Below are 24669 nucleotides of genomic sequence, written 5' to 3'. Positions count from 1 at the left end.
GGTCTCCTTGACCTGGATTAATTCGGTTGCGTCCAGCGGCGGAAAATCAGCGAGGTGTTGACCCCGCCGAACGCGAAGTTGTTGTTCATCACGTAGTCGTGGTGCATCTGGCGGAACTCGCCGCGCAGGTAGTCGAGCTGGCCGCAGTGCGGATCGACTTCGTCGAGGTTGAGTGTGTGCACGTACAGGTCGCGGTTGAGCATTTCGATGCTGAACCACGACTCCAGCGCGCCGCAGGCGCCCAAAGTGTGGCCGAGGAAGCTCTTCTGCGAGCTGATCGGCATGTGTTCGCCGAACAGGCTGCTGGTGGCCAGGGTCTCGGCGATGTCGCCCTGCTCGGTGGCGGTGCCGTGACCGTTCACGTAACCGATGGCGTCAGGCGTGAGGCCGGCGTCTTCCAGTGCCAGCTCCATCGCACGGCGCATGGTGACCTGTTCCGGGCGGGTCGTGTGCTGGCCATCGGCGTTGCTGCCGAAGCCGACGATTTCGGCGTGAATGTGCGCACCGCGAGCGAGGGCGTGTTCCAGTTCTTCGAGCACCAGCATGCCGCCGCCTTCACCGATCACCAGGCCGTCGCGGCCCTTGTCATACGGGCGTGGCGAGGTTTGCGGCGCATCGTTTTTCAGGCTGGTGGCGTACAACGCGTCGAACACCATGGCTTCGGTCGGGCACAGCTCTTCGGCGCCGCCGGCGAGCATCAGCGGCAGGCGGCCGAACTTGATCGCCTCGTAGGCGTAGCCGATGCCCTGGCTGCCGCTGGTGCAGGCGCTGGAGGTCGGGATCAGGCGACCGGTGAGGCCGAAGAAGATGCTGATGTTCGCCGCCGTGGTGTGCGGCATCATCCGCACGTAGGAGTTGGCGTTCAGGCCTTCGGCCACCGAATTCAGCAGCATGTTGCCGAACGCCTTGATCTCGTCGGTGCTGCCGGTGGACGAGCCGCAGGCCACGCCCATGCGCCCGTCCTTGATCGATTCGTCGCCCAGCAGGCCGGCATCGGCCAGTGCTTTTTCCGCCGCGCCGACGGCCAGCCGCGAGACCCGGCCCATGCTGCGCAGTTGCTTGCGGGTCCAGTGCGCCGGCACCAGGAAATCATCGATCGGCCCGGCCAGTCGGGTGTTCAGCTCGCTGAAGCGATCCCACTCGTCCATCCGGCGGATGCCGCTGCGGTTGGCGGCGAAATTGCCGGCGATGGTGTCCCAGTCGCTGCCCAGCGAGGTGATGCCGGCCATGCCGGTGACGACAACGCGCTTCATCAGCACAAGCCTCCGTTGACCGCCAGGACCTGGCGGGTGATGTACGACGCTTCCGCCGACATCAGGAAATTCACCGCACCGGCCACCTCTTCAGGGGTGCCCATGCGTTGTGCCGGGATCATTTTCAACAGTTCTTCCACCGGCACGTTTTCGTCGAGCATGGCCGTGTCGATCAGGCCCGGCGCGACACAGTTGACTGTAATTTTGCGCTTGGCCAGCTCGATCGCCAACGCCTTTGCGGCACCGATCACACCAGCCTTGGAAGCGCTGTAGTTGACCTGGCCACGGTTGCCGATCAGCCCCGAAACCGAGGTGATGCAAACAATGCGACCGGCGGCGCGACGGCGGATCATCGGCATCATCACCGGGTGCAGAACGTTGTAGAAACCGTCGAGGTTGGTGCGCAACACCACATCCCAATCGTCATCGCTCAAGGCCGGAAACGCGCCGTCGCGGGTCAGGCCGGCGTTCAGCACCACGCCGTAATAGGCGCCGTAAGCTTCGACGTCGGCTTCGAGGATGGCTTTGCAGGTTTCGCGGTCAGCCACGTCGAATTGCAGGATGCGCGCATTGCGACCCAGCGATTCGATTTCGGTTTTCACCCCTTGCGCCTCGGCCACGCCACTGCGGCAATGCAGGACGATATCGTGGCCTGCCTTGGCCAGGCGCAGTGCAATGGCGCGGCCGATGCCACGGCTGGAGCCGGTGACCAGTACGAATTCAGTCATCGTTCGACTCCTTCAATTGTTCAAGATATTGCGCCGCGTGCGGCGGGCGGAACACGTTCAGCCGGGCGCTGGCTTCGATGCCGGGCGCATTGATATGGCATTCGAACACGCCCATGCCGTTGTCATCTTCCAGCGAGCGGATGCCATGGATGGTCAGTTCGCAGCCGACCGGAAACGCCTCGACATTGCATTCGAATTTGCGGGTGCCGAGCAGAAAGCCCAGCTCCACCGCATTGCCTTTCTGTCGTGCATGGCAGCCGGCGAATGCAGCGACGCTCTGCGCCATCAGCTCGACGCCGACCCATGCTGGCAGGCTGCCGTCGGGCAGGTTGAACAGGCCATCGGGCTTGACCGTGAGGGTAGTGTGGATCTGCTCATCGTCGAAGCTCAGGATCCGGTCGATCAGAATCATGTCGCCAGCGTGGGGCAGCAATTCGGCGAGCGGCCAGTCATTCATGGAGCGTCTCCGATAATCAGGCTGACGTTATTGCCACCGAAGGCAAACGAGTTGCTCATCAGGTAGCGGGGTGCAATGGACGCCAGGCGTTCGCTTGCGGTCACCCACTTCAGCGCTGGCAGGTCCGGATCGGCCTGGCCGTCCCAGACGTGCGGCGGCAAGGCGTGGTCGGGGTTGTCGGTGCTCAGGCTCAGCCAGCAGAACGCGGCTTCCAGTGCACCGGCAGCACCGAGGGTGTGGCCGGTCATCGGCTTGGTCGAGGAACACGCCACACCCTGCGGGAACAGCGTGGAAACGGCCAGGCTTTCCATCGCGTCGTTGTGCTGGGTGGCGGTGCCATGCAGGTTCAGGTAGCTGATTTGCGCGGCTTGCAGTCGGGCGCGATCCAGCGCCTGTTGCATCGCTTGCAACGCGCCCCGGCCGGACGGTTCCGGTGCAGAAATGTGGTGCGCATCGGAGCTGGCGCCAGCGCCCAGCAGGGCAATGGCCGGGCCGTCGCCGCGCTGTTTGCTCATCACGAACAGCACCGCTGCCTCGCCGATGTTGATGCCGTTGCGGTTGGCCGAGAACGGATTGCAGCGCTTGTCGGACACCGCTTCCAGCGACGAGAAACCATTCAGGGTCAGCTTGCACAGGCTGTCGACACCGCCGCACAGCACCGCGTCGCACAGCCCCAGATCCAGCAGGCGCCGGGCGCTCATCAGGGCCCGGGCGCTGGAGGTGCACGCCGTGGAAATCACGTAGGTCGGGCCGCTCAGTTGCAGCCAGTCGGCGAGGAAGGTCGCCGGGGCGCCGAGTTCCTGTTGCCGGTAGTCGTAATCGGCCGGGAACTGTTGGTTGCGAATGTAATGCGCCAGACCCTGGCTGGCCTCGTCGATACCCGAGGTGCTGGTGCCGAGCACCACACCGATACGCTCAGGGCCGTAGGCCTGAATGGCAGCGTCGATGTCTTCGCGAATCTGCAACGCGGCTTCCAGCAGCAACTGATTGTTGCGGCTCTTGTGCGCCGCCATCTGCGGCGGAATGGGCGCCAGATCACCGCGCACGGCGGCCACCGGCAACTCACGTTCCGGCACCCAGCCAGCCTCGCGGCGCATGCCCGAGCAATCGCCGGCGAACAGGTGGCGGGCGACTTCTTGCTTGTCACGGCCCAGGGCGCAGATCACGCCGAGTGCGTTGAGGTAGGCGGTCATGGCGTCGATTCACCTAAGGGAGACACGCGATAGTGCGGGCCTTGGGGCAGATTCAATTCGAAGCTCGACGGTTGTGAAAAGCGGACGTCCCAGCGTACCGGCAAGGAGCGTTGCCCGTCGTGTTGCTGCGCGGTGGGGTAATTGCGTGACAGCTCGTCGGCAGGCGTCAGGGCGAACAGCAGCGCGGCGAACAACTCCCGGGCTTCCGGATTCGGCGGCAGCAGGCCGTCGGCCTGCCAGCGTCCGTCGATCAGTTGCTGACGGGCCTGGGGAATGCCCAGCGGATCCATCATCGACCAGCGGATGCCCGGGCCCTCGCGCTGGATCACCAGCAACCAGTCCTGACGCTGTCCGGCTTGCTGGCGCTCGATGTGCAGTTGCAGCGGCAAGGGCAGCGTCGGGTTATCCACAGGCAGCGGCGCCTGGCTGGCGCAAGCGGTCAGCAGCAGGACGCAGGCGAGCAGCAGAACACGCAGCATCAGACAGCCTCTTCCAGCGGTTTGCGCGCCACGACGTTGACCAGGGTTTCTTCACGCTGGCCAAACGGTTTCGGCTTGCGCAGGCCAAAACGTTCCAGCAGGCCGAAATCCTTCGCCCGGCTCCACCACAGGTACGGGTAGGAAACATTCCGTTCGCCGAACTCGAAGCCCTGCTGGCGGATCATTTCCAGATACTGCGCCGCACTCTTCTGCACATGCATCGGATGACGGAACAGCCAACGGATGACCCACGTATCAATGTAAGCCTCGGTGGACTCGGCGAACAGCAGATAACCGCCCGGTTTGAGCACCCGGTAGAACTCGGCCAGGGCCTTTTCCTGCTCCACCAGATGATGGAAGGTCTGGTGACAGAACAGCAGATCGACGCTCGCATCCGGCACATTGAGCGTCGCGCAGTCGCTGCCGATCAGCTCGACGGTGAAACCCTGGCGCGCCGCTTCTTCAGCGCTCAGCTCCAGGCTGTGCGGGTCGGCATCGACGCCGATCAAACGCTGTGGGGCGAAGGTCTGGCGCAGGTGGCCGAAGGATTTGCCCTGGCCGCATCCGGCATCCAGCAGCACCGGGTTGGCCGGCAGCGCTTCGCTGAACAAGCCTCGCAAATCGTTGATCGCCACGCGCAACACATGGTGCTGCCAGGTGTGGCTGCGCAGGAACCAGAAGCCGAAACGGGTTTCCTCGACGTAGCTATCGCTCAAGTAATTCATGTGTCGTCCTTTGCACAGAGTTCGGAAATCGTCTTCAGCCGGCGGCGTGCTTCGCTGACGAACGGGTTGCGTTCGTCCCAGGCGTAACCGGCGAGAATCGAACAGATCATGCGACGGATGTCCGGGGAGGCCTGCTCATGGAAAATCACGTCCTGGAAGGTGCCGGCGTACCAGCCCTCGACGTAGGCGCGGAAGGTGTCGACGCCGCGTTTCAAGGGTTCGGCGAACTCGCTTTGCCAGTTCACGGTTTCGCCCTGCAACTGCCGGTGCAATACACCGGCGGCCATGCTCGCCGAGCGCATAGCGATGGTCACGCCGGAGGAAAACACCGGATCGAGAAACTCCGCCGCGTTGCCCAACAAAGCAAAGCCCGGGCCGTGCAGGGTTTTCACGTTGGCCGCATAGCCGCCGAGGGTACGCGCCGGGGTGTCCCAGACGGCGTTGTTCAGCACCTTGGCCAGACTCGGGGTTTCAGCGATGAAACCGCGCAGGCAGGCGTCTAGATCGGCATCGCGACCATTGAAATGTTCAGCGGCAGCGACCACGCCCACCGAGCAGCGACCGTTGCTGAACGGGATCGTCCAGAACCAGATATCGCGATGCTGCGGGTGGGTGGTGACGAGGATTTTCTCGCGGTCGAAGGCCGGGTGGTCGATGTGATCTTCGACGTGGGTGAACACGGCCTGGCGCACCGGGAAATTCGACGGTGCTTCCAGATCCAGCAGGCGTGAAAGTACGCGGCCATAGCCGCTGGCATCGAGAACGAAACCGGCCTCGACACGGTACTCGCTGCCGTCTTCGCGACGCACATCGAGTTGCGGACGCGGGCGGTCGAAATCGACGCTGACGATGGCATCGCCATAACGGATTTCCACACCTTGCAGCGCGGCTTGATCGGCCAGCAGTTTGTCGAAGTCGGCGCGTTGTACCTGGAAAGTGGTCGGTTTGCCGCCGGTGAACGTATCGCCGAAATCGAACGCGCTATAGCGCTCGCCCCAGGCGAATGCCGCGCCGGTCTTGCGCTGGTATCCGGCGGCGTTCACCGCTTCAAGCATGCCCGCTTCTTCGACGAAGTCCAGGCAATGACTGAGCAGGCTTTCGCCGATGGAAAACCGCGGGAAATGCTGGCGCTCGATCACCAGCACGTCGTGCCCCTTGCGCTTGAGCAACGCAGCGGCGATGGCGCCGGAGGGACCGGCGCCGATGATCACGACCTGACGGGATTCCATTTCAACGATTGGCACGCGAGCTCCTGGGTACGGCAATAGGGTTCAGTGACGCACGGTGCAGGCCGATGAAGGCCGGCAACAGCGTCGCGATCAGCCCCATCAGCATCAGCGCAAAGTACAGCGCCGGGCTGATGAGTTGTTGTTGCAACAGCAGGTTGAGAAAGACGATTTCACTCAGGCCGCGAATATTCAGCAGCACGCTTTCGCGCCAGCGGCTGGCGCCTTCGAACGAGGCACCGGCCCAGCCGAGGCCCAGCCAGTTGCCCACGATTTTGCTGGCGACCGGCAACAGCAGCAGCGCTGCCCATTGCACAGCGCCGAGGCTGGCGAGGGCGCTGTGCACATCGATCTGCACGATGCCGAAAGTGAGGATCAGCGGAATCGCGATCCACGTCTGCAAACGGTTCATCCAGCGCGCCGGCAGCGGCAGCACCAGCGGCACTTTCAGCACGGCCATGCACAGCAAATAGCCGATGCCGAAAATCAGTGCATTGAGCTTGTAGTGTTCGGCCAACACCAACAGCGCAAAAAAGCCGAGGCTGTAAGTCAACGGCCGGCGGATACCGAACACACGCAACAGCAACGGCACGCAGGCCAGCCCCAGCGGCAGCAACAGGCTGCTCAGGTGCAGGCTGCCCTGGGCGAGGCCGAACAGGGTCCAGCAGGTCAGGTCGATCAGGATCGCGGTCTGCACCAGGCGCCGGGTGGCGGCAGGCGGATAGTCGATATGGCGCAGATACAGATACAGCACCGGGATCGCGGTGATGGCGAACACCAGACCGATGGCCAGCGAGTTGATCCACGGTTGCGCCGGCAGCAGCCAGTACGCCGTCGCCAGCCCGCAGGCGAACGGCACGGCGAAACTCGGCAGGGCGATTTTCACGCTCTGGCGATCCAGGCGCAGGTCGATCACGTCGCTGAGGATGTGTCCGAGCAACAGCGCGAAGCTCAGGCTGTAGAGGTTTTTCAGCCAGTCCGGCGCAATCAGATCGGCGTCGCTGAGCTGCCAGCCCGGTTCGATCCAGAAATACATCAACAGCGGCAGCACGAAACTGGCCAGCAGCAACTGGCTGACGATCGGAATCAATCCGAAATATCGACCGACACGGGTGGCCACGGCGAACAATGCCAGTGCCATCAGCCAGAAAATCACGATCATCATGCTGCCGGCTCCGCGACTGTCACCGCATGGGCATGACGCCCGGCCCACGGCGCCAGCATGAAACTGAACGCCAGGCCGAGGCTCACCGACAACCCGAAGTTGCTCACCGCCGGCGTACTCGACACCGCCAGCAGGCCGAACGACAGCCAGGTCGTCAGCGCCGCCAGCAAGGTGCCGAGCAGACTGACCGCCGCGCCGCCAACCTGCTCGCGCATCAGGATCGCGTAATCGACGCTGATCGCCGTCACCAGCAGCAGGCCGAACAGGCTGAACAGGGTCAGCGGCTGACCGAGCCAGCCGAGGCTGGCCAGACTGCACAGCGCCGCGAGCAGCGGCAGGGAAACGATGCGCAACGCGCCACCGAGACCGAACGGCAGGATCAGCACCAGCACGATCAGCACGCAGGAGGCGAGTTTCAGTTCGGCGGCGCTGATCTGGGTTTCGGCAAACACCCGGTTCAAGTCACCGAGGCGATCCACCAGCTCCACGCCGGGCAGGTCCAGCGCCTGCACCCGCAGCAGTGCGGGGTTGTTCAGTCCTTGCAGGCTGACCATCGCCGCCACACCACCCTCGACCGGGCCGAGCCACAAGGTGCGGTAGGGCTCGCCGAGCGGACCGCTGAGCGCGGTGTCGATGTCTTCGGCGGGCAGGGCTTGCAGTTGCGCGAGTTCGGTTTGCAGCGCTGTCAGGGGTACGCCGACTTCAAGCAGCGGCTGCCAGAACTGCGGCAATTTGTTCAGCGCTTCGCGAACCTGCTGCTGCTGGCTCGGCGGGCTGACCAGTTGGTTGAGCGCCAGAAAACCCTGCAACTTGTCGAGGTTGACCAGTTGCTCCAGTCGTTCACTCAGCGCGGCCTGACGCTCCAGCAGCTGCTCCTGGTTTTCCGCGCGCACCAGGAAAAACTGGCTGGTCGGCTGATAACCGGTGATGCGGGCAATGGCCTGCGCCTCATCGGTCAGATGCTGCGGCGCGCCGACCCACTGGCGGATATCGTTCTTGCTTTGCAGTTGCACCAGACCGCCGGCGCAGAAGGCAATCAGCAGGGCAAACAGAATCGGTGTGCGTACGTGTTCCAGCAGGGTTTCCCGAAGGTTGACCATGCGCTCGGCGAGCCGCAACGGCCACTGCGCCGGACGTAATTCGACATTGTTCAACAGCGCCGGCAGCAGGCACACCGCCGACAGGTAAGCCCCGATCAGCCCGGCGGCGGAGAACACGGCAATCTGGGTCAGGGCCGGGAACGGCGTCCAGGCCAGCGCCAGATAACCGATGGCGCTGGTGATCAGGCTCAAGGTCAGGCCCGAGACGGTCAATCGCAGCGCCGGCCAGCTGCGCCAGGGTTTGAGGCTCCAGCTCTTGGACAGGTAGTGCAGCGGGTAATCCACCGCCACACCGATCAGGCTCGAACCGAGCACCAGCGTCATGACATGCAGATGCCCGAACAGCGCCACGCAGGCCACCGCGCCGAACAACATGCCCACCAGCACCGGAATGAACGCCAGCAACACCCGCCAGCGGCGGAAGGCGAGCAACAGCAGCAACAAAATGCCGAGGGTCGCGCCGCCGCCGACCCAGGAGATTTCCCGGGTGGCTTGTTGTTGACCGTTGGCCGCGTAGAGCAAACCGCTGGCGGCCAGCAGTTGCACATCGGATTTCGCTGCTTGCTCGCGGCTGTGTTGCAGCAGCGTGGCGACCTGCAGCGGCAGGTTCATGTCGAAGGCGTTGCCGGTGGTGCGTGCGCGCAGCAGCACCCAGCTCTTGCCGTCGGCATCGGCGATCAGCGCGCCGCTGCCGATGTCCAGTTGCACCGCGCCGTGCTGCGGCTGGCTGTTCTGGATGCGTCCGGTCAGGCCCAGCCAGTCGTCCTGGCTCGGCACCAGACTGAAACCGGTGAACGGATCGAACAGCGCCTGCACCCGCTGCTGGATGAAGGCATCCGGGTGTTCGATCAGCAGTTGCCGATCATCCGCCGAGAGCATCGCCAGTCGCCCTTGCAGCAATTGCGTGCGCAGGGCGGGAAGGTCGGCTTGCAGGTTCCACTGCACTTTTTCAAACAGGCCGCTGGCCTGCCACTGCTCGCCCAAAGTCTGGGCCATGGCGACGGCTTGCTGGCGATCCGTGTGACCGACCAGCACCAGCATTTCCCGGTTGAGCGGTTCCTGCATGCGTTGTTCGGCACGCTGCTCGACCGCGTCCGGATGGGTGCCGGGCACCAGCTCCATCAGGTTCGCCGACAACGGTGCGCCGTCGCGCCACTGCCAGGCACCCAGTGCGACGACGGCCAGCAGCAGGATCAGGAACAGCCAGGGCAGCCTGCGTTCACTCGGCAAAGTCATGTTGCTCCGCGTCGCTCAACGGTTGGCCGGCGGTGCTGTCCTGCATGCGCAGCACAGTGCTGTCGCCCTGGGTTTCCAGCAGTTCGATGGTATTCACCAGTGTGCCGCCGGTGATGTTGATCTGGTTGAACACCTGCTTGAGCAGCACCGAGCGCGGGGTCAGTGTCAGATGCCATTGCTGCGCATCGCCGCTCAGGGTCAGTTCGAAATCCCGTTGCAGGCCACTGCTGTCACCTTGCAGCACGGCGAGGAACAGACGGTTCTGTTCGGCGCCGGCGCTCTTGCCGGGCAACAGTTGCCAACCGCTGACGTCACGACGGGCGATGCCTTTGGCGTTGATGCGGTAGTCCTGCTGCAGAGGGGTTTTCAGCAGCCAGAGCAGACCGTAATGCTTGGCGAGGACAAAGTTGCCCTTACTGATCAGCGGCTGGGGCAGGGCACGCAGGTGCTTTTCCTGGATGAACTGGCCGTGGATCACGTCCGGTTTCGCCAGTTGATCGCTCAGCTGTTGCAGGTCGAAGGCATTGGCCAGCGACGACAGCGTCAACAGCGCCAGGGCCCCAAGGGATTTCACAAACACATTCATCGCAGCATCCTTTCCACGGCATCGGTGAAGACTTTCGGCGACGCCAGTTGCATCTCGCGGCTGCTCACCTCGACGGCGACCTGCACCGAACTGGCGCGGGTCAGGCGCTCGCCGGTCTGGGCGTCGGTGATCAGGTAGTGAATCTTCAGACGGTTTTCCCATTCCACCAGGCTGGCGCGCACGTTCAGCCGCTGACCGAACACCGCGCCGCGCACGTAGCGCAATTGCAGGTCGATCACCGGCCAGGCGTAGCCCGAGTCGACCATCTGGTTGTAGTTGTGGCCGATCTTGTCGAGCAGCGCGCAGCGCGCCACTTCCAGGTATTTCACGTAATGGCCGTGCCAGACGACGTGCATGGTGTCGACGTCAAAGAACGGCACGAGGATTTCCGTATCGGCGTGAAGCACTCCGGCGCTACGCATGCAGCCTCCAGTGTTGCTCGGCAATACGTTGCAGGCACAGGCGCAGTTCGCCTTCCAGGGCGCGGTCTTCGATCACCGGCGGGAAGTCCTGGGCCAGCGCTTCGTGCATCGCGGCCAGCGACGGAGGCAGTGGCCGTGCGTCTTCATCACGGCCACGCAGCCACACACCTTGGTTGGCGGCGAGCAGCGTGGCGGCGGCCACCTGTTCGGTCAGCTCCAGCACGCGAATGGCGTCGCGGGCGGCGATGGTGCCCATGCTCACCTTGTCCTGGTTGTGGCACTCGGTGGAGCGCGAGAAGACGCTGGCCGGCATGGTGTTTTTCAACGCTTCGGCGGTCCAGGCGCTGGCGCCGATCTGCACAGCCTTGAAGCCGTGGTTGAGCATCGCCCGGTCGGCGCTGGCGCCGGACAGATTGCTCGGCAAACCGTGGTTGTAACGCTCGTCCACCAGCAAGGCGAGTTGTCGGTCGAGCAGGTCGGCGACGTTGGCCACGAGGTTTTTCAGGCTGTCCATGGCGAACGCGATATGTCCGCCGTAGAAGTGCCCGCCGTGCAGCACGCGCTCGGCTTCGGCGTCGATGATCGGGTTGTCGTTGGCGCTGTTGAGTTCGGTCTCGATGAACGAACGCAGCCAGTTCAGGCTGTCGGCCAGCACGCCGAGCACGTGCGGCGCGCAACGCAGCGAGTAGCGATCCTGCAGGCGATGCAGCGGCGCGGTTGGTGCGTCGATCGCCAGATCCTTGCGCAGCCACGCGGCGACCTGCATCTGCCCCGGATGCGGCTTGGCGGCGAACAGACGCTCGTCGAAGTGCTCGGGATTGCCTTGCAGCGCCACCACGTTCAGCGCGGTGATGCGCGTGGCCAGTTGCAGCAGGTAATCGGCGCGGGCGTAGGCCAGGCAGGCGAGTCCGGTCATCACGGCGGTGCCGTTCATCAGTGCCAGCGCTTCTTTCGGGCGCAGCACCAGCGGGGTCCAGCCCAGTTCACGGTGTACGTCGGCGGACTGGCGGCGTTCGCCACGGAACATCACCTCACGTTCGCCGGACAGGGTCGCGGCCACATAGGACAGCGGCGTCAGATCGCCGCTGGCGCCCACCGAACCCTCTTCGGGGATCAGCGGCAGGATGTCGTGTTCAAGGAAGGCATGCAGGCGTTCCAGCAGTTCGATGCGCACCCCGGACACGCCGTGGCACAGCGACTGCAAACGCGCCGCCAGCACCGCGCGGGTGGCCTGGGCGTCGAGCAGTTTGCCCAGTCCGCAGCCGTGGAAGGTGTAGAGATGCTGCGGCAGCGCTTCGACGTGATGCAGCGGCACCGCCACCACGCAGGAGTCGCCGTAACCGGTGGTCACGCCGTAGATCACGCCTTCCTTGTCCAGCAGCGAATCGAGGAACCGCGCGCCTTTGGCGATGCGTTCGCGGTAGTCGGCGTCGCTCTGCAACTGCACGGGCGCCTGACGGTTGGCCAGGGCCAGCACGTCTTCGATGCGCAAAGGGCGTTCGCCGAAGGTTACCGGCTCATGGGTTGGCGTCGTCATCGGTCTTCCAGAAAGGGTAAAAGTTGAACCATTGCTTGGGGGCTTCGAGGCAATAGTGACTCAGGCGTTCGGCGTAGCGGGTCGCCCACTGATGAATGACCTGTTCGCGGTCGCGGCGGGTCCAGGTCACGGCCTCGGTGAACGGCTCCAGGGTCAGGCGATAGTGGCCGTCAGGTTGCTTGAGGCACATCAGCAGATTGACCGGGCATTTCAGCAGGCCGGCCAGCAGCCACGGACCTTGCGGGAATCGCGCTGGATGACCGAGGAAATCCACGGTCACGCTGCGGCCGCCATGCAGCGGTACGCGATCACCGGCAATCGCCAGCCATTCGCCGCGCTCCAGGCGTTCGTTCAGCTGCAGCATGACCCCCGGGTCTAGCTCGCTGACCTGGATCAGCCGCAGATTGGTCGCCCCGGCTTCGCCCAGCAGACGATTGAACTGTTCGGCGTGCTTGGTGTGCACCAGCACGTTCATGGTGACCTTTTCGCCGATCTCCGCCAGCGCCCGGCACACTTCGAGGTTGCCCAGATGCGCGCCCACCAGCATTTGCCCGCGACTGCCGCGCAACTGATTGCGCAGCAGCGCCGGGTCGATGATTTCGATCTGTTCGATGCTCAGCTTGCGGTTCCACACGTCGAGCTTGTCGAGCAGCGAATCGGCGAACGCCATGAACTGGCCGAACACGCGCCAAAGGCTCGGGCGCAATTCCTGGCGACCGCTCCAGTCGGCGAGGCGCTGCTGATACTGCCAGGCACTGCGCCGTGCCGTGCGGCCGAACAGGAAGAAATACAGGACGATGCCGTACAGCAACGGGCTCAGCAGGCGTCGGCCAAGGACCTTGGCGGCGAACGCGGTGAATTTCATCAGCAGGAAACTGCCGCGCTCTTCGCGGTCGGCCCAGTGCTTCTTGTCGGTTTCGACGGTCATGCGCGCCACCGTCGCCAGAGGATCGCGGGCGAGCGCAGCAACATGCCGAAGAACAGGCGCGTGTGCATGCTCGAAATCAGCACGTTGTCGTGGAACATCCGAAAGTGCGACACACCGTCCAGCGGGTAGTGCACGCTGGTTTGCAGCCAGCGCATCGGCTGGTTGCGCCAGGACAGGCGCACGAGGATGTCCGAGTCGAAATCCATGCGCTTGCCGATCCGCGCCGAGTCGATCACTGCCAGTGTCGGCTCCAGCGGATACACCCGGAAGCCACACATCGAATCGCGGATCTGCAGCGACAGGGTGTTGATCCACACCATCACGTGCGTCAGGTAACGGGCGTACAGGCGACCCTTGGGCACGCTGGCGTCGTACAGCGGATAACCGCAGATCAGCGCTCGCGGATGGGCACGGGATTCTTCGACGAACCGCGCGACGTCCTGCAAGTCGTGCTGACCGTCGGCATCGACCTGCAAGGCGTGGCTGAAACCCAGTCGCGCCGCTTCACGCAGGCCGGTCATCACTGCGCCGCCCTTGCCCTGATTGGTGGTGAGGCGCACCAGGTACACCCGCTCGCGTTCGGCCAGCACATCCAGCACGGCTGCACAGGATTTGCTGCTGGCGTCGTCCACCAGAATGCACGGCAAGCCTTGGGCGAGCAGGGCATCGACCACCGTGGTAATCGCGGTTTCGTGGTTGTAGACCGGGATGACCGCGCAAGGATTATGCATTGTCAGTCCCCAGCAGAATCCGCCCGCTGGAACAGGTGGCGGTGTCGTTTCGGTAGGCGAAATACAGCTTGCCGCGTTCAGGATCGAAGCGCAGGTGCAGCTGGATTTCATCGCCGGGGCGCACCAGTTGCTGGAACTTCAGCACTTCCATGCCGGCGAACGCGCCGGACAGGTTCAACAGTTGGCGACCAAGGTTCAGCGCCCATTCGACCTGCACCACGCCGGGTAATACCGGGGCCTTGGGGAAGTGACCGCTGAAGTAAGCGAGGTCTGGCGGCACGCTCAGTTGCAGGCTCCACTCGCCTTCGGTTTCGGTCTGCTCCAGAACCTCCGGTGCCTTCGGACGCGGCGCCAGCAGCAAGGCTTCGACATCTGCCTGGGGCAACTTGCCCTGAGGGTTCAGCGGCAGTTGTCGCAGCAAGCGCCAGCGCCGTGGCAGGGCGAGGGCTTCGCAATGCTCGCCGAGGTGACGGCGCAGGGTTTCGGTGAGGCTGCGGCGGCCGTGCTCACGCAGGGCAAACAGGCCGGATTCGCTGAGCACCAGCAAGGCGCCGAGGGATGCGCGGTTTTCTTGCACCACGCCCAAGCGCGCTTCGGCCACCCAATCGTGGGCGACCAGCGCTTGTTCCAGCATCGGCAGGGAGATACGTTTTTCTTCCAGTTTGACGATCCGATCCAGTCGCCCCAGCAGTTCGAAACGACCATCGGCCTCGATGCGCGCGGCATCAGCGGTGTGTTCGATATGGCCGACGGGCAAGTACGGCGAGGCGATCAACAGGGCGCCGTCGCCATCCTGGCTCAGCTCGACACCGGCGAATGGCTGCCACAGCTGTTGGCCCTGACGCCAGGCGATGCCGCCGGTCTCAGAGCTGCCGAGAATTTCCGTCGGCCACTGCTGCAAGCGCTGGTGCAGGCTTTTTGCAGCATCTGCCGGCAACGCGCCGCCGGAGGAAAACACCCGGCGCACGGCGCTCAGGGCCGGCCAGTCGAGGTTGTCGCCCATGCGCTTGAGCAACGCCGGGCTGGCCACCCAGGCGAAGGCCGGGTGTTCGCGGCTGGCGCGCTGCATGTCTTCAGGAAAGGCCAGTTGTTTGCGCAGGAACGGGCGCCCGGCACAGAGCGGCCACAACACACGGAACAACAGACCGTAAATGTGTTGGGTGGCGACGCTGCCGATGATGCAGGCCTCACCGAGATCCGCGCCCCACAGTTGCTCGAGGGCTTCGACTTCGTTGGCCAGTTGCCGCAGGGATTTGTCGATGCGTTTGGGCTCGCCGCTGGAGCCGGAGGTGCACAGGCTCAGGCGACACTGGTCGAGATCCAGCTCTGCGCCCGTCAGTGCGGTGTGCTGCAAATCGCTCAGGTGCGCGTCGTCCGCGTGATCGGTCAGCCACAGGTCGACTTCGTTCGACCAGCGCTGGCGGGTCTGCGCTTGCAGATCCGCAGGCAGCAAGACGCTGACGCCGGCGCGCCAGGCGCCGAGCAGGGCAATCGCCAGTTCTGCGGCATCTTCCAGGTGCACGGCCAGACGTCGCACGCCCTTGGCTTGCAGGCCGGCGGCCAGGCTCAGGGCCTGTTCGCGCAGGTGTACGTGATCAAGTGCCGGCGCGACGGTGACGGCGCGCTGCGGCAGATCCTTGAGCAACAGCTGCTCAAGTTTTATCCAGTTCATGGGCGACCTCTTACCCGTTGTCGTATCAGCCATTCAATGGCAAACATCAGGCCGATCAATCCGTAGGAGATCAGGCCGGTGTACAACATCCACCAGTGCAGCGGCGCCCAAAGGGTCAGCAGGGCCGCGCACAAGCCGTTACAGAAAAAAAACACGCTCCAGGCCACGGTGACCTGGCGGGTGTAACGGATCGCCTCGGGCGGCAATTGCGGCTCGCGAATTCGTGCCAGGCGCTCGACCATCGGCGGACCGTATTTCAGGCTCAGGCTGAACAGCACCAGCATGAAGCCGCTGATCAGCACCGGATACCAGCGCAGCAACAGCGGGCTGTCGAACAGCGCCAGCAGCAGGCAGAACACGATGGCCACGCAGGCCATCCACAGACTGCCGGGCTTGCGCTCGCCGGTCAGCGCGCGGGCCAGCCACAGGCTGCCCAGCAGCAGGCCGAACTGCCACGGCGCAAAGTGCTCCATGCCGAAATACACCGCAAAGGGATACAACAGGCCCGCCAGCAGCAGGCCGAGGCCGATCAATCGGCTCATGCGGCCGGTTGAACCAGACGGTAGACCGCCTCGACCACGTCGCCGACGGTACGCACCGACTTGAATTCCTCGGCGGCGATTTTCTTGCCGGTCTGGCGTTTGATGTGGTCGATCAGGTCGACGGCGTCGATGCTGTCGATTTCCAGGTCCTGATACAGGTTCGATTCCAGGCTCACACGGGCCGGGTCCAGTTCGAACAGCTCGACCAGGGCATCGCGCAGGGTGTTGAAGATGTCGTCACGAGTTTGCATGGTCCGGTCTCAAGCTGCCTGTTTTGCCGTGACGAACGCCGCGAGGCTCGCCACGTTGGTGAAGTGGTTGCGGGTGTCCTTGGCGTCGGCGTCGATCTTGATGCCGTACTTTTTCTGGATGGCCAGGCCGAGTTCCAGGGCGTCAACGGAATCCAGGCCAAGGCCCTCGCCGAACAGCGTCTGGTCGTCGCCAATATCGTCGACGCTGATGTCTTCGAGGCCCAGGGCGTCGATGATCAGCAGTTTTATCTCACGGTGCAGATCGCTCATCTTCGGCGAGCTCCTTGATAAAAAAATGGTGCAGAAAGTCGTTGAGCTTGCGCGAGGCCTGCGGTGCAGGGCCTTGTGCGGCAAAGGTCTGTGGGTCTATATCGGCCCCGACGCGAAAACTGAAGTGAACACGGCGGCTCGGGATGCGATACCACGGCTCGGCCTTGGTCAAAGTGGTCGGGCTGACCTTGATGATGACCGGAGTCAGGATTTTCGCACCGCGCAGCGCGATGGCCGCTGCCCCCCGATGAAAGGCCGGGGCCTGACCGGGTTGGGTGCGCGTGCCTTCCGGGAAAATGATCAGGGTCTGGCCATCCTGCAATGCGCCGGCGGCGGCATCGAGCATGTCCATGCTGCCGTCGTTGCTGATGTATTCGGTGCTGCGCAGCGGGCCGCGGGTGAAGGGGTTTTCCCACAGCGTTTTCTTCACCACGCAATTGGCGTGGCGCACCAGACCGATCAGGAACACCACATCGATCAGCGACGGGTGGTTGGCGATGATCATCTGCCCCGGCCGGCCGAGGCGTTCGGCGCCCTGGATGTCATAGGTCAACACGCCGGTGCGAGCCATGAACCGGACGAAAAACCAGAACAGCCGACTGACGGTCTGCCGCGCCCGCTCGCGATGGGTTTTAGCGTCGCCCGGCAGGCAGCCCAGCAGCGGAAACACCAGTAAACGCAGGCACAGCCCGCCGAGCCCGAAGAGGGCGAAGCTGAGGGCAGTGGCCAGCAGACGCCAGTAGTAGGCGTCGCGGTTTTTTTCGGTCACGGGTTGCGTTGCCAGGTCCATACACGATTTTTCCAGGCATGTTGGCAAAGGGTTTGCTGGCCGAGCAGGGTTTGCAGCAGATTCAGTGCGTGGGGCCATTGCGCTTTTGACAGTGCTTCGGGAGCGCTGTTCAGGGTCAGCCGCCAGTCGGTACCGGGGGTCAGAAGCAAGCCGACCGCGTACGGAAACGGCACATCATCGACCCACGCCGAATAGGCCTGGGGCGGTTGTTCTTCAGTGATCACCAGCAGTACCGCTGGGGCGCCCTCGTCCAGCAGGGCGGCGGCTTCCAGCACGCCGTGTTCAAGACCGTCGCCAGCGGCGGCGAGGGCCGTCATTTCGCTGATTTCGCCGCGCATGATCGACCACAGGCCGATGATCGCGTTGTGCACGGAGAGGCTGAACTGGGTCGGTGACAGCGGCTGCTCGTTGGCCAGGTCACTGAGGATGTCGAAGGTGCGCGGCGTTTCGCCGTGACGGGACACGAACACCAGCGGCAGGTTTTCCCGACCGTCGGCCAGTGGCCAGCCGACACTGAAGGCCATTCGCGCCAGGCGGCTGAGACGGCGGCGCTGCATGGCGGGAAGGAACGACACATCGGGCGCGGCATCGCTGCTCGGGAGCACGACCGGCTGTCGGCTCCAGGCTTGCCAGGCGTCCACGCTGTCGAGCCCGGGAGCCCAGGCGCGCCATTGGGCGATGTTGAAGTTGATCACGGACATTCATCCCGCCCCTGCGGGCTAAATTTGACGCTGTTTTGCCAGCGCCGCGGACGCGCTGACCTTGCCGGAAGTGGCGTGGCGCTTGGCCCCGGGTGGCGCGCATTATCCCGGTGCGACGAGTGTGTAGCAAATGCTGGTTACATTTTGCGCTCTGAAATGGACCGAAGGGTACATGGCAAAAACTGTCACATGGCCATTATCCACGCTGATCGGGATTTTTCTGTCAGGCATATCAGCGGCCAATGGCAGTCTTTGCGCCGTGTTGAATGAGAGATTGGCGTCTGACTCTGTAGTCCGCATCCATGAAGGTAGCGAAGCGGGGCCGGGCACCACTACACTCGGTCATTCTTTGATACACGGAGGTTTTGTCATGCGGCGCGTGGTGTTCAATCAGAAAGGTGGCGTGGGCAAATCCAGCATCGCCTGCAATCTGGCGGCGGTCAGCGCCAGCGAGGGTTATCGCACGCTGTTGGTGGACCTTGATGCCCAGGCCAACTCCACTCAGTACCTGACCGGACTCACCGGTAATGACATTCCGATGGGCATCGCCGACTTCTTCAAGCAGACCCTGTCTTCGGGCCCGTTCTCCAAGAAGAACAAGGCCGATATCTACGAAACCCCGTTCGACAACCTGCACATCATCACCGCCACGGCGGAGCTGGCCGATTTGCAGCCCAAGCTTGAGGCCAAGCACAAGATCAACAAGCTGCGTAAGTTGCTGGAAGAGCTGGACGGCGAATACGACCGCATCTACCTCGATACCCCGCCAGCCTTGAATTTCTATGCAGTTTCGGCGCTGATCGCGGCTGATCGAGTATTGATCCCTTTCGACTGCGACAGCTTCTCCCGTCAGGCGCTATACGGGCTGATGTCGGAGATCGAAGAGTTGAAGGATGACCACAACGAAGGCCTGGAAGTCGAAGGCATCGTGGTCAACCAGTTCCAGGCCCGGGCCAGCCTGCCGCAGCAGATGCTCGACGAGTTGATCGCCGAAGGGTTGCCGGTGTTGCCGGTTTACCTTGCCAGCTCAGTGCGCATGCGCGAATCGCACCAGGCCAGCACACCGCTGATCCACCTCGACCCGCGGCACAAACTGACGCAGCAGTTCGTCGAACTGCACAACCTGCTCGAAGACGCCTGACCGTCTGAGCCGGCATAAAGAACTGTGGGAGCGAGCCTGCTCGCGATAGCGGTCTTTCATTCAAACCATTTGTTGAATGAGCAACCGTCATCGCGAGCAGGCTCGCTCCCACAGGGAATGTGCGCCGCGATCAGATGCCTTGGCTACGCAACCACGCCATCAGTTGCGGCAGCGGAAATGCGCCACTCTGCCGCGCCACCTCCCGGCCATTTTTGAACAGGATCAGGCTCGGAATCGAACGGATCCCCAACTGCGCCGACAACTGCTGATTGGCTTCGCTGTCCAGCTTGGCCAGCCTGTATTTGCCCGCCAGTTGCGCCGCCGCCTGCTCGAACACCGGCGCAAACGACTTGCACGGCCCGCACCAGTCCGCCCACACATCCACCAGCAACGGCAGATCGCCCTTGATCTGGCTGGCGTAGTCGCCTTGCTTGAGGTCGAACGGCTTGCTCAACAGCACCTCGGACTTGCAGCGCCCGCATTTCGGGTGGTCGCCGAGGCGCTCGGCGGGAATGCGGTTGAGGCCGTTGCAGGAGGGGCAGGGGATGAGGAGTGGGTCGGTCATGTCGGGCTCGATGAAAAGAGTGTGATCGTACGGCTGATCTGGAGCCGTACGGATCGATTATCAAGGTTCAAGTCGTCGCACTCACGACGAACAACTGATCTCCAAATGCTTGCCCCATTCCGGTGGCCGTTCCGCATAGCTTTCCATTCCAGGCTGTTCCTCGAATGGATTGCTCAACACCGCATGCAGCCGACGCACCTCCGAGTAATCACCCTGTTCTGCCGCATCAATCGCCTTCTGCGCCAGGTAATTGCGCAGGATGTACAACGGATTCACCGCATGCATTCGCGCCCGGCGTTGTTCCTGATCGCTCGCGCCATCGCGCGCGACACGGTCGACATAACGCTCGCCCCAGGCGTCGAAGCCACGGATATCGACGAAGTCATCGCGCAGCCGGGCGACCGCCCGGTCTGCTGATTCTTCGCCCAGGCGACGGAAGAACAGCGTGTAGTCGACGCCACTGTTCTGCATCAGTTGCAGCAGTTGCTCCAGCAGTTGCTGGTCGTCGTCCTCGGCCGTGGTGAAGCCGAAACGGCGGCGCATCAGGTCGAGGTAGTGCGCCTGGAACAGCGGCAGGTACAGGCCAAGGGTTTCGCGCAGGGCTTCGACGCTGATGAACGGCGTCAAGGCCTGGGCCAGGGCGCTGAGGTTCCACTGGCCGACGGGCACCTGATTGCTGAACGAGTAACGGCCCTGATCATCGGAATGGTTGCAGATGAAGTTCGCGTCGAAGTCGTCGAGGAAGGCGAACGGGCCGAAGTCGAAGGTGATGCCGAGGATCGACATGTTGTCGGTGTTCATCACCCCATGGCAGAAACCGTAGGCCTGCCACTTGGCGATCAGTTCGGCGTTGCGCTCGACGATTTCGCGGAACATCGCCAGATAGGGTTCCGGCTGCTCCAGGCACTCGGGGAAGTGCATCGCCAGCACGTGCTCGCCGAGCTGCTTCTGCTGCTCGGGCCGCTTGGTGTAATAGAAATATTCGAAATGGCCGAAGCGCACGTGGCTTGGCGCCAGGCGCAGCACCATCGCGGCGCGTTCCTGTTTCTCACGCCACACCGGGGTGTCGGAACCGATCACGCAGGCGGCGCGTGAGGACGGGATGTTCAGCGCATACAGCGCTTCGGACGCGAGAAATTCACGAATCGACGAACGCAGCACGGCACGACCATCGCCCATGCGCGAGAACGGCGTCTGCCCGGCGCCCTTGAGGTGCAGGTCCCAGTGTTCGCCGGCTTCGTTGTAGACCTCACCCAGCAACAGCCCGCGACCATCGCCCAGTTGCGGCGTATACCCGCCGAACTGATGCCCGGAATAGACCATCGCCCGTGGCTCGGCATCGGCCCACAACTTGTGGCCGCCGAACAGTTCGGCAAATTCCTGGGTGTCCGCAGTCGCCGGTTCCAGATCCAGCAGCGCCAGGGCCGCCGGGCTGGCAACCACCAGTCGCGGATTGTCGATCGGTTCGGGCAGCACATGGGCCGAGAACGCGTCGCCCAGGCGGGCGAAGCGGTTGTCGAAGGTCAGTTCGTCGAGGGCTTTCAAGGGCCGGCTCCAGCAGAATGTCCGAGCATTCTGCTGGGATTAGCCCGGTTAGTCGAGTTTGGCGGGCGGCGGTTCTTGCAGCGGTTTTTGCTCGCCGCTGACAGGCACGATGGTTTTGCTATCGTCTTCGACCGGCACCAGTTTGTACTCCTGACCGTGGAGGTTCTTCAGGTACACCTCCATCTGCCGGAACGAGATGTTGATGTGCTGTTTCTTGAACTCGCGGTTGATGAAGCGGTTGACCTCGTCGATCACCGGGTTACGGTCACCGAGGTCGCGCACGTGCATGCGCAGCTCGTGGTCGAGGGTGCTTTCGCCGAAGTTGAGGAAGTACACGTGCGGCTCGGGTTCCTTGAGTACACGCGGGTTTTCCCGGGCGGCCTTGAGCAGCAGCTCCTTGACCAGATCCAGATCCGAACCGTAATCCACACCGAGTTTCAGGGTCACCCGGGTAATGGTGTCGGTCAGCGACCAGTTGATCAGTTGCCCGGTGATGAACGTCTTGTTCGGGACGATGATGTCCTTGCGGTCGAAGTCGGTGATGGTCGTGGCGCGGATGCGGATCTTGCTCACGGTGCCCGACAGGTTGCCGATGGTGATGGTGTCGCCGATCCGCACCGGGCGTTCGAACAGGATCATGATGCCGGAGATGAAGTTCGCGAAGATCTCCTGCATACCGAAACCGAGGCCCACCGACAGCGCCGCCACCAGCCATTGCAACTTGTCCCAGCTCACGCCGAGGGTCGACAGGGTCGAGACGAAGCCGACCCCGGCGATCACGTAGGACAGCAGCGTCGTGGTCGCGTAGGCACTGCCCTGGGCCAGATTGAGTTTCGACAGCACGAACACTTCAAGCAGGCCCGGCAAGTTGCGGGCGAGCGCAAAGGTAATGCCGATGATGATCAGCGCGCCGAGCATGTCGCCGATGCTGATCGGCACCATGCTCATGTTGGCGCCGGTGCCGCTGGTGTATTCGTAGAGGGTGATGTTGTCGAGGTACGAGAACACCGTGATCAGGTCGGCCCAGACCCAGTACAGCGCGGCGATGAAACCGCCGAGCAGCGCAAGGCGGATCAGGCGCAGGGACTGTTCGTTGACCTTTTCAATGTCGAGGGTCGGTTCTTCGATCACCGCTTCGCCGTCGCCGGCTTCTTTCGCTGCCTGACGTTTGGCCAGTGCGCGCTGGTAGGCAAGACGGCGTGCCGCGACCGCCAGACCACGGACGAACGTGGCTTCGATCACCAGCCAGAACATCAACAGGTACAGGGTGTTGATCAAGCGGTCGCTGAGTTTCAGCGCGGTGTAGTAGTAGCCGAAGCACACCGCGACGAACAGCGCGATGGGCAACAGGGTGAACATGATCCCCACGGCCTTGCGGAACAGCGAGGCGTTTTCGTGGGTCGGGCTGCTGATCAGCAGGCGACTGAGCAGCCACGCCATCAGCGCGTAGCAAGTCAGCACCACCGGCATGCCGATGACGTCATCGGCCAGCGCCGCCGGCTGCAGTTCGGCGACTGCCACCACCGCCACGAGAGCCATGACCACCAGACCGAGACGACGTACCCAGCCCTGCAGGAATTCGACCTGCGGCTTCTCCCAACGGAAGTGCAGTTCAGCCACACCGCCCGGCGCAAGAATCCGGTAAGCGGTGTAGAACACCAGCCACGCCTGACCCATTTGCAGCAAGGCGGCGCCCATGTTGGCGTTCTGGCCCCGGGCGTCGATCTGCAGTGCCAGCCCGCACAGCGCCAGCCCTAGCGCCACCGGCATCGCCAGCAGGATGTTGATCAGGATCGCCTGCGGCGTGTGCCACTGGCTATCGCGCTTGAAGTGGCCGATGTCCTGGTGAACCTTGTTCAGGCGTGCATACAGCTGCTTGCGCCGCCACAGCAAGGCGCCGATCAGCAGCGCCAGCGGCAGGAACAACAGCGGGCGCTGGGTCAAGCCGTCGGTCAGTTCGCTGAGGCTGGAGGCCAGCGGCAAAGTGTCGATCTGGCGTTTCAGGCGCTCCGGTACGCCGCGCAACCACTCGGAGTCCAGCGGCTTGTTGCTGGGAATCCAGAACATCTGCTCGTCGAGGGTCGCGCGCAGGCTTTGCGCGGTGCTCAGCAGTTGTTTCTGGTTCAGTTGCAGGGTGATCGATTCATTGAGCATCGCGCTCAGTTCGCGACTCAGCCGCTCCAGCAGATCGACGCGGGTATTGGCCAGATCCAGCAGGTTTTTGCGAAGTTGCGGTGTGACTTGCTCTGGCGGCTGGGTGGACAGCAGGGTGTCGACGTAAGTCGCCGGATTGCTCAGCTGTTCGCGCTGCTGGTTGATTTCGAACTGGTACAGGCGAATGTCGGCGATCTGGTCCGCCAGGTCGCGGTCGACCTTGAGGCGCGGCAGCGCCTGCTTCTGTTTATAGAGAATCTTCGACAGCAGCAGGCTGCCCTTGAGCACGTTGATCTGCTCGTCGAGGGCTGAGTCGCTCTGGGTCACGCTGTCCAGTTGCTGTTTGGTCTGCAGATTCTGCTGGGTCAGCTCGTTGAGGCGGTCGGTGCTTTTGAGCAGGTAGTCGGAAAGTTTGAGGTTGGCCGCGCTTTCAGTAGCGAGCAGGGTGCTGCTGCCGGACTTCTGAGCCTCGATCGATTGCTGCGTCACGGTTTCCTGAGACAGGGTCAGACGCTTCTGGTTGATCAGGGTCTGTAGTTCCTGAATCTCGTGGTCCAGGCGGTCGGACTTTTCCGTGAGCAGGTCATGCTGGCTGTTGCCCAGATCCTGCAACTGGTTGTTGCCGGCCAGTTCCTGGCGGCGCAACGGGATCAGTGCATTGAGCGCCGCCAGCTCGGCGTTGAGCAGGTCGCGTTGCTCGGCACTCAGGGTCTTGCCACTGTCCTTGCCGGTCTTGAGGATGTTGTTGATCTGCTGGATGCGCGTCTGGCTGCTGGCGATTTCTGCCTGGGCGCGCTCCGGACGGGTCTGGGCGGTGATGATCAGGCTGTTGGCGTCGGCCAGGGCTTTTTGCAGGTCGCTTTGCTGGGTCGAGCGCTCGGTGAGCATCTGTTCCAGCTGCTGGATGTTCTCTTTGGTGAAGCGCTGCGCCACCGGTACCACGGCGGTGGCCTTGAGGCGTGCCAGTTCGCGGGTGTTCTCGATGGTCTGCTTCGGTGCCGTGGCCAGTTGCTGCTTGAGGTCGATCAGCTTCTGATCGTAGTCACGCCGGTTGTTGAGCTGGTTCAGCGTGTTCTGCAGGAGCGTTTGCAGGGCCTTTTTGTCGGCCTCGGGCAGTTTGCTGTCGGTGAGCTTGTCCAGGTTCGCCTGCACGGCTTCGCTGGACGGCGGTTCTGCGGCCTGCAGCGGGCCGACAGTAAGACTCAGGCCCAGCAGGGCCGCGAGGAAAAAGGAGCGCAGGGTAGGCATAGAGACCGGTCAAGCAAGTGAGAG

General features: G+C 63.2%; 24 protein-coding genes. 1 reads left to right on the top strand and 23 read right to left on the bottom strand.

Translation table 11 applies throughout. The annotated features are described in order from the left end of the window. Positions 1 to 17 precede the first annotated feature (17 nt). Genes M5B44_RS06350 through M5B44_RS06255 form a run of 20 tightly spaced genes read right to left on the bottom strand, consistent with a single transcriptional unit; the run spans position 18 to position 17992 of the window. The gene (locus tag M5B44_RS06350) at positions 18 to 1253 is read right to left on the bottom strand and encodes a beta-ketoacyl-ACP synthase (protein ID WP_248738589.1); all 1236 of its coding nucleotides are present in this window, start codon (positions 1251 to 1253) and stop codon (positions 18 to 20) included. After that, entirely contained in the window at positions 1253 to 1981 is a 729-nt protein-coding gene (gene fabG, locus M5B44_RS06345; RefSeq protein ID WP_248738588.1) for a 3-oxoacyl-ACP reductase FabG, read from the bottom strand. The genes M5B44_RS06350 and fabG overlap by 1 nt, the downstream gene beginning before the upstream one ends. Next, positions 1974 to 2438 carry a hotdog family protein gene (locus M5B44_RS06340; RefSeq protein ID WP_085732583.1) on the bottom strand — a complete coding sequence of 155 codons (465 nt, stop codon included), beginning with the start codon at positions 2436 to 2438 and terminating at the stop codon, positions 1974 to 1976. Before M5B44_RS06340 ends, fabG begins: the two co-directional genes overlap by 8 nt. Next, the gene (locus M5B44_RS06335) at positions 2435 to 3631 is read right to left on the bottom strand and encodes a beta-ketoacyl-[acyl-carrier-protein] synthase family protein (protein WP_248738587.1); all 1197 of its coding nucleotides are present in this window, start codon (positions 3629 to 3631) and stop codon (positions 2435 to 2437) included. The genes M5B44_RS06340 and M5B44_RS06335 overlap by 4 nt, the downstream gene beginning before the upstream one ends. Continuing rightward, a complete protein-coding gene (locus M5B44_RS06330) occupies positions 3628 to 4110 on the bottom strand; it encodes a hypothetical protein (RefSeq protein ID WP_248738586.1) in 483 nt (160 codons plus the stop codon). Before M5B44_RS06330 ends, M5B44_RS06335 begins: the two co-directional genes overlap by 4 nt. Next, the gene (locus M5B44_RS06325) at positions 4110 to 4835 is read right to left on the bottom strand and encodes a class I SAM-dependent methyltransferase (protein WP_248738585.1); all 726 of its coding nucleotides are present in this window, start codon (positions 4833 to 4835) and stop codon (positions 4110 to 4112) included. Before M5B44_RS06325 ends, M5B44_RS06330 begins: the two co-directional genes overlap by 1 nt. Next, entirely contained in the window at positions 4832 to 6079 is a 1248-nt protein-coding gene (locus M5B44_RS06320; protein WP_248738584.1) for an NAD(P)/FAD-dependent oxidoreductase, read from the bottom strand. The genes M5B44_RS06325 and M5B44_RS06320 overlap by 4 nt, the downstream gene beginning before the upstream one ends. Then, positions 6066 to 7226, bottom strand: coding sequence for a sodium:proton antiporter (locus M5B44_RS06315; RefSeq protein WP_248738583.1), 1161 nt, complete (start codon positions 7224 to 7226; stop codon positions 6066 to 6068). Before M5B44_RS06315 ends, M5B44_RS06320 begins: the two co-directional genes overlap by 14 nt. Beyond that, positions 7223 to 9562: an MMPL family transporter gene (locus tag M5B44_RS06310; RefSeq protein WP_248738582.1), complete on the bottom strand. Its 2340-nt coding sequence runs from the start codon at positions 9560 to 9562 to the stop codon at positions 7223 to 7225. The genes M5B44_RS06315 and M5B44_RS06310 overlap by 4 nt, the downstream gene beginning before the upstream one ends. Continuing rightward, positions 9546 to 10148: an outer membrane lipoprotein carrier protein LolA gene (locus tag M5B44_RS06305; RefSeq protein ID WP_248738581.1), complete on the bottom strand. Its 603-nt coding sequence runs from the start codon at positions 10146 to 10148 to the stop codon at positions 9546 to 9548. Before M5B44_RS06305 ends, M5B44_RS06310 begins: the two co-directional genes overlap by 17 nt. Beyond that, positions 10145 to 10570: an acyl-CoA thioesterase gene (locus M5B44_RS06300; RefSeq protein WP_011332100.1), complete on the bottom strand. Its 426-nt coding sequence runs from the start codon at positions 10568 to 10570 to the stop codon at positions 10145 to 10147. Before M5B44_RS06300 ends, M5B44_RS06305 begins: the two co-directional genes overlap by 4 nt. After that, positions 10563 to 12107, bottom strand: coding sequence for an HAL/PAL/TAL family ammonia-lyase (locus M5B44_RS06295; protein ID WP_248738580.1), 1545 nt, complete (start codon positions 12105 to 12107; stop codon positions 10563 to 10565). The genes M5B44_RS06300 and M5B44_RS06295 overlap by 8 nt, the downstream gene beginning before the upstream one ends. Beyond that, the gene (locus tag M5B44_RS06290; RefSeq protein ID WP_248738579.1) at positions 12088 to 13035 is read right to left on the bottom strand and encodes a glycosyl transferase; all 948 of its coding nucleotides are present in this window, start codon (positions 13033 to 13035) and stop codon (positions 12088 to 12090) included. Before M5B44_RS06290 ends, M5B44_RS06295 begins: the two co-directional genes overlap by 20 nt. Beyond that, complete coding sequence (locus M5B44_RS06285; RefSeq protein ID WP_085711079.1) at positions 13032 to 13766, bottom strand: glycosyltransferase family 2 protein; 735 nt, start codon at positions 13764 to 13766, stop codon at positions 13032 to 13034. The genes M5B44_RS06290 and M5B44_RS06285 overlap by 4 nt, the downstream gene beginning before the upstream one ends. Continuing rightward, a complete protein-coding gene (locus M5B44_RS06280) occupies positions 13759 to 15438 on the bottom strand; it encodes an acyl-CoA synthetase family protein (RefSeq protein ID WP_248738578.1) in 1680 nt (559 codons plus the stop codon). The genes M5B44_RS06285 and M5B44_RS06280 overlap by 8 nt, the downstream gene beginning before the upstream one ends. Then, positions 15435 to 15980, bottom strand: a complete 546-nt coding sequence (locus tag M5B44_RS06275) for a hypothetical protein (RefSeq protein ID WP_085711081.1) — start codon at positions 15978 to 15980, stop codon at positions 15435 to 15437. Before M5B44_RS06275 ends, M5B44_RS06280 begins: the two co-directional genes overlap by 4 nt. Continuing rightward, positions 15977 to 16231 (bottom strand): acyl carrier protein, encoded by a 255-nt coding sequence (locus M5B44_RS06270; RefSeq protein WP_007909503.1) that lies wholly within the window; start codon positions 16229 to 16231, stop codon positions 15977 to 15979. Before M5B44_RS06270 ends, M5B44_RS06275 begins: the two co-directional genes overlap by 4 nt. Positions 16232 to 16240: 9 nt before the next feature. Beyond that, the gene (locus tag M5B44_RS06265; RefSeq protein WP_085711082.1) at positions 16241 to 16501 is read right to left on the bottom strand and encodes a phosphopantetheine-binding protein; all 261 of its coding nucleotides are present in this window, start codon (positions 16499 to 16501) and stop codon (positions 16241 to 16243) included. Continuing rightward, positions 16482 to 17291 (bottom strand): lysophospholipid acyltransferase family protein, encoded by an 810-nt coding sequence (locus M5B44_RS06260; RefSeq protein ID WP_248738577.1) that lies wholly within the window; start codon positions 17289 to 17291, stop codon positions 16482 to 16484. Before M5B44_RS06260 ends, M5B44_RS06265 begins: the two co-directional genes overlap by 20 nt. Beyond that, positions 17267 to 17992, bottom strand: coding sequence for a beta-ketoacyl synthase chain length factor (locus M5B44_RS06255; protein ID WP_248738576.1), 726 nt, complete (start codon positions 17990 to 17992; stop codon positions 17267 to 17269). The genes M5B44_RS06260 and M5B44_RS06255 overlap by 25 nt, the downstream gene beginning before the upstream one ends. Before the next feature lie 370 nt (positions 17993 to 18362). On the opposite strand from M5B44_RS06255, the gene M5B44_RS06250 reads away from it, so the two are divergent. After that, positions 18363 to 19133: a ParA family protein gene (locus M5B44_RS06250; RefSeq protein ID WP_085711085.1), complete on the top strand. Its 771-nt coding sequence runs from the start codon at positions 18363 to 18365 to the stop codon at positions 19131 to 19133. A 130-nt stretch (positions 19134 to 19263) separates the two neighbouring features. Here M5B44_RS06250 and trxC read toward each other — a convergent pair whose 3' ends face one another. From trxC to mscK, 3 genes are all read right to left on the bottom strand, one after another. Further along, on the bottom strand, positions 19264 to 19698 hold the full coding sequence (trxC, locus tag M5B44_RS06245; protein WP_248738575.1) for a thioredoxin TrxC: 435 nt from the start codon (positions 19696 to 19698) through the stop codon (positions 19264 to 19266). A gap of 81 nt (positions 19699 to 19779) precedes the next feature. Beyond that, complete coding sequence (gene selO, locus M5B44_RS06240; protein ID WP_248738574.1) at positions 19780 to 21243, bottom strand: protein adenylyltransferase SelO; 1464 nt, start codon at positions 21241 to 21243, stop codon at positions 19780 to 19782. 48 nt (positions 21244 to 21291) lie between these two features. Further along, a complete protein-coding gene (gene mscK / locus M5B44_RS06235; RefSeq protein ID WP_248738573.1) occupies positions 21292 to 24645 on the bottom strand; it encodes a mechanosensitive channel MscK in 3354 nt (1117 codons plus the stop codon). Positions 24646 to 24669: the final 24 nt, after the last annotated feature.

This window comes from Pseudomonas sp. MWU12-2029, assembly GCF_023242425.1.
GTDB classification, from domain to species: domain Bacteria; phylum Pseudomonadota; class Gammaproteobacteria; order Pseudomonadales; family Pseudomonadaceae; genus Aquipseudomonas; species Aquipseudomonas kribbensis.
This window is presented reverse-complemented; position numbering and strand designations above follow the sequence as displayed.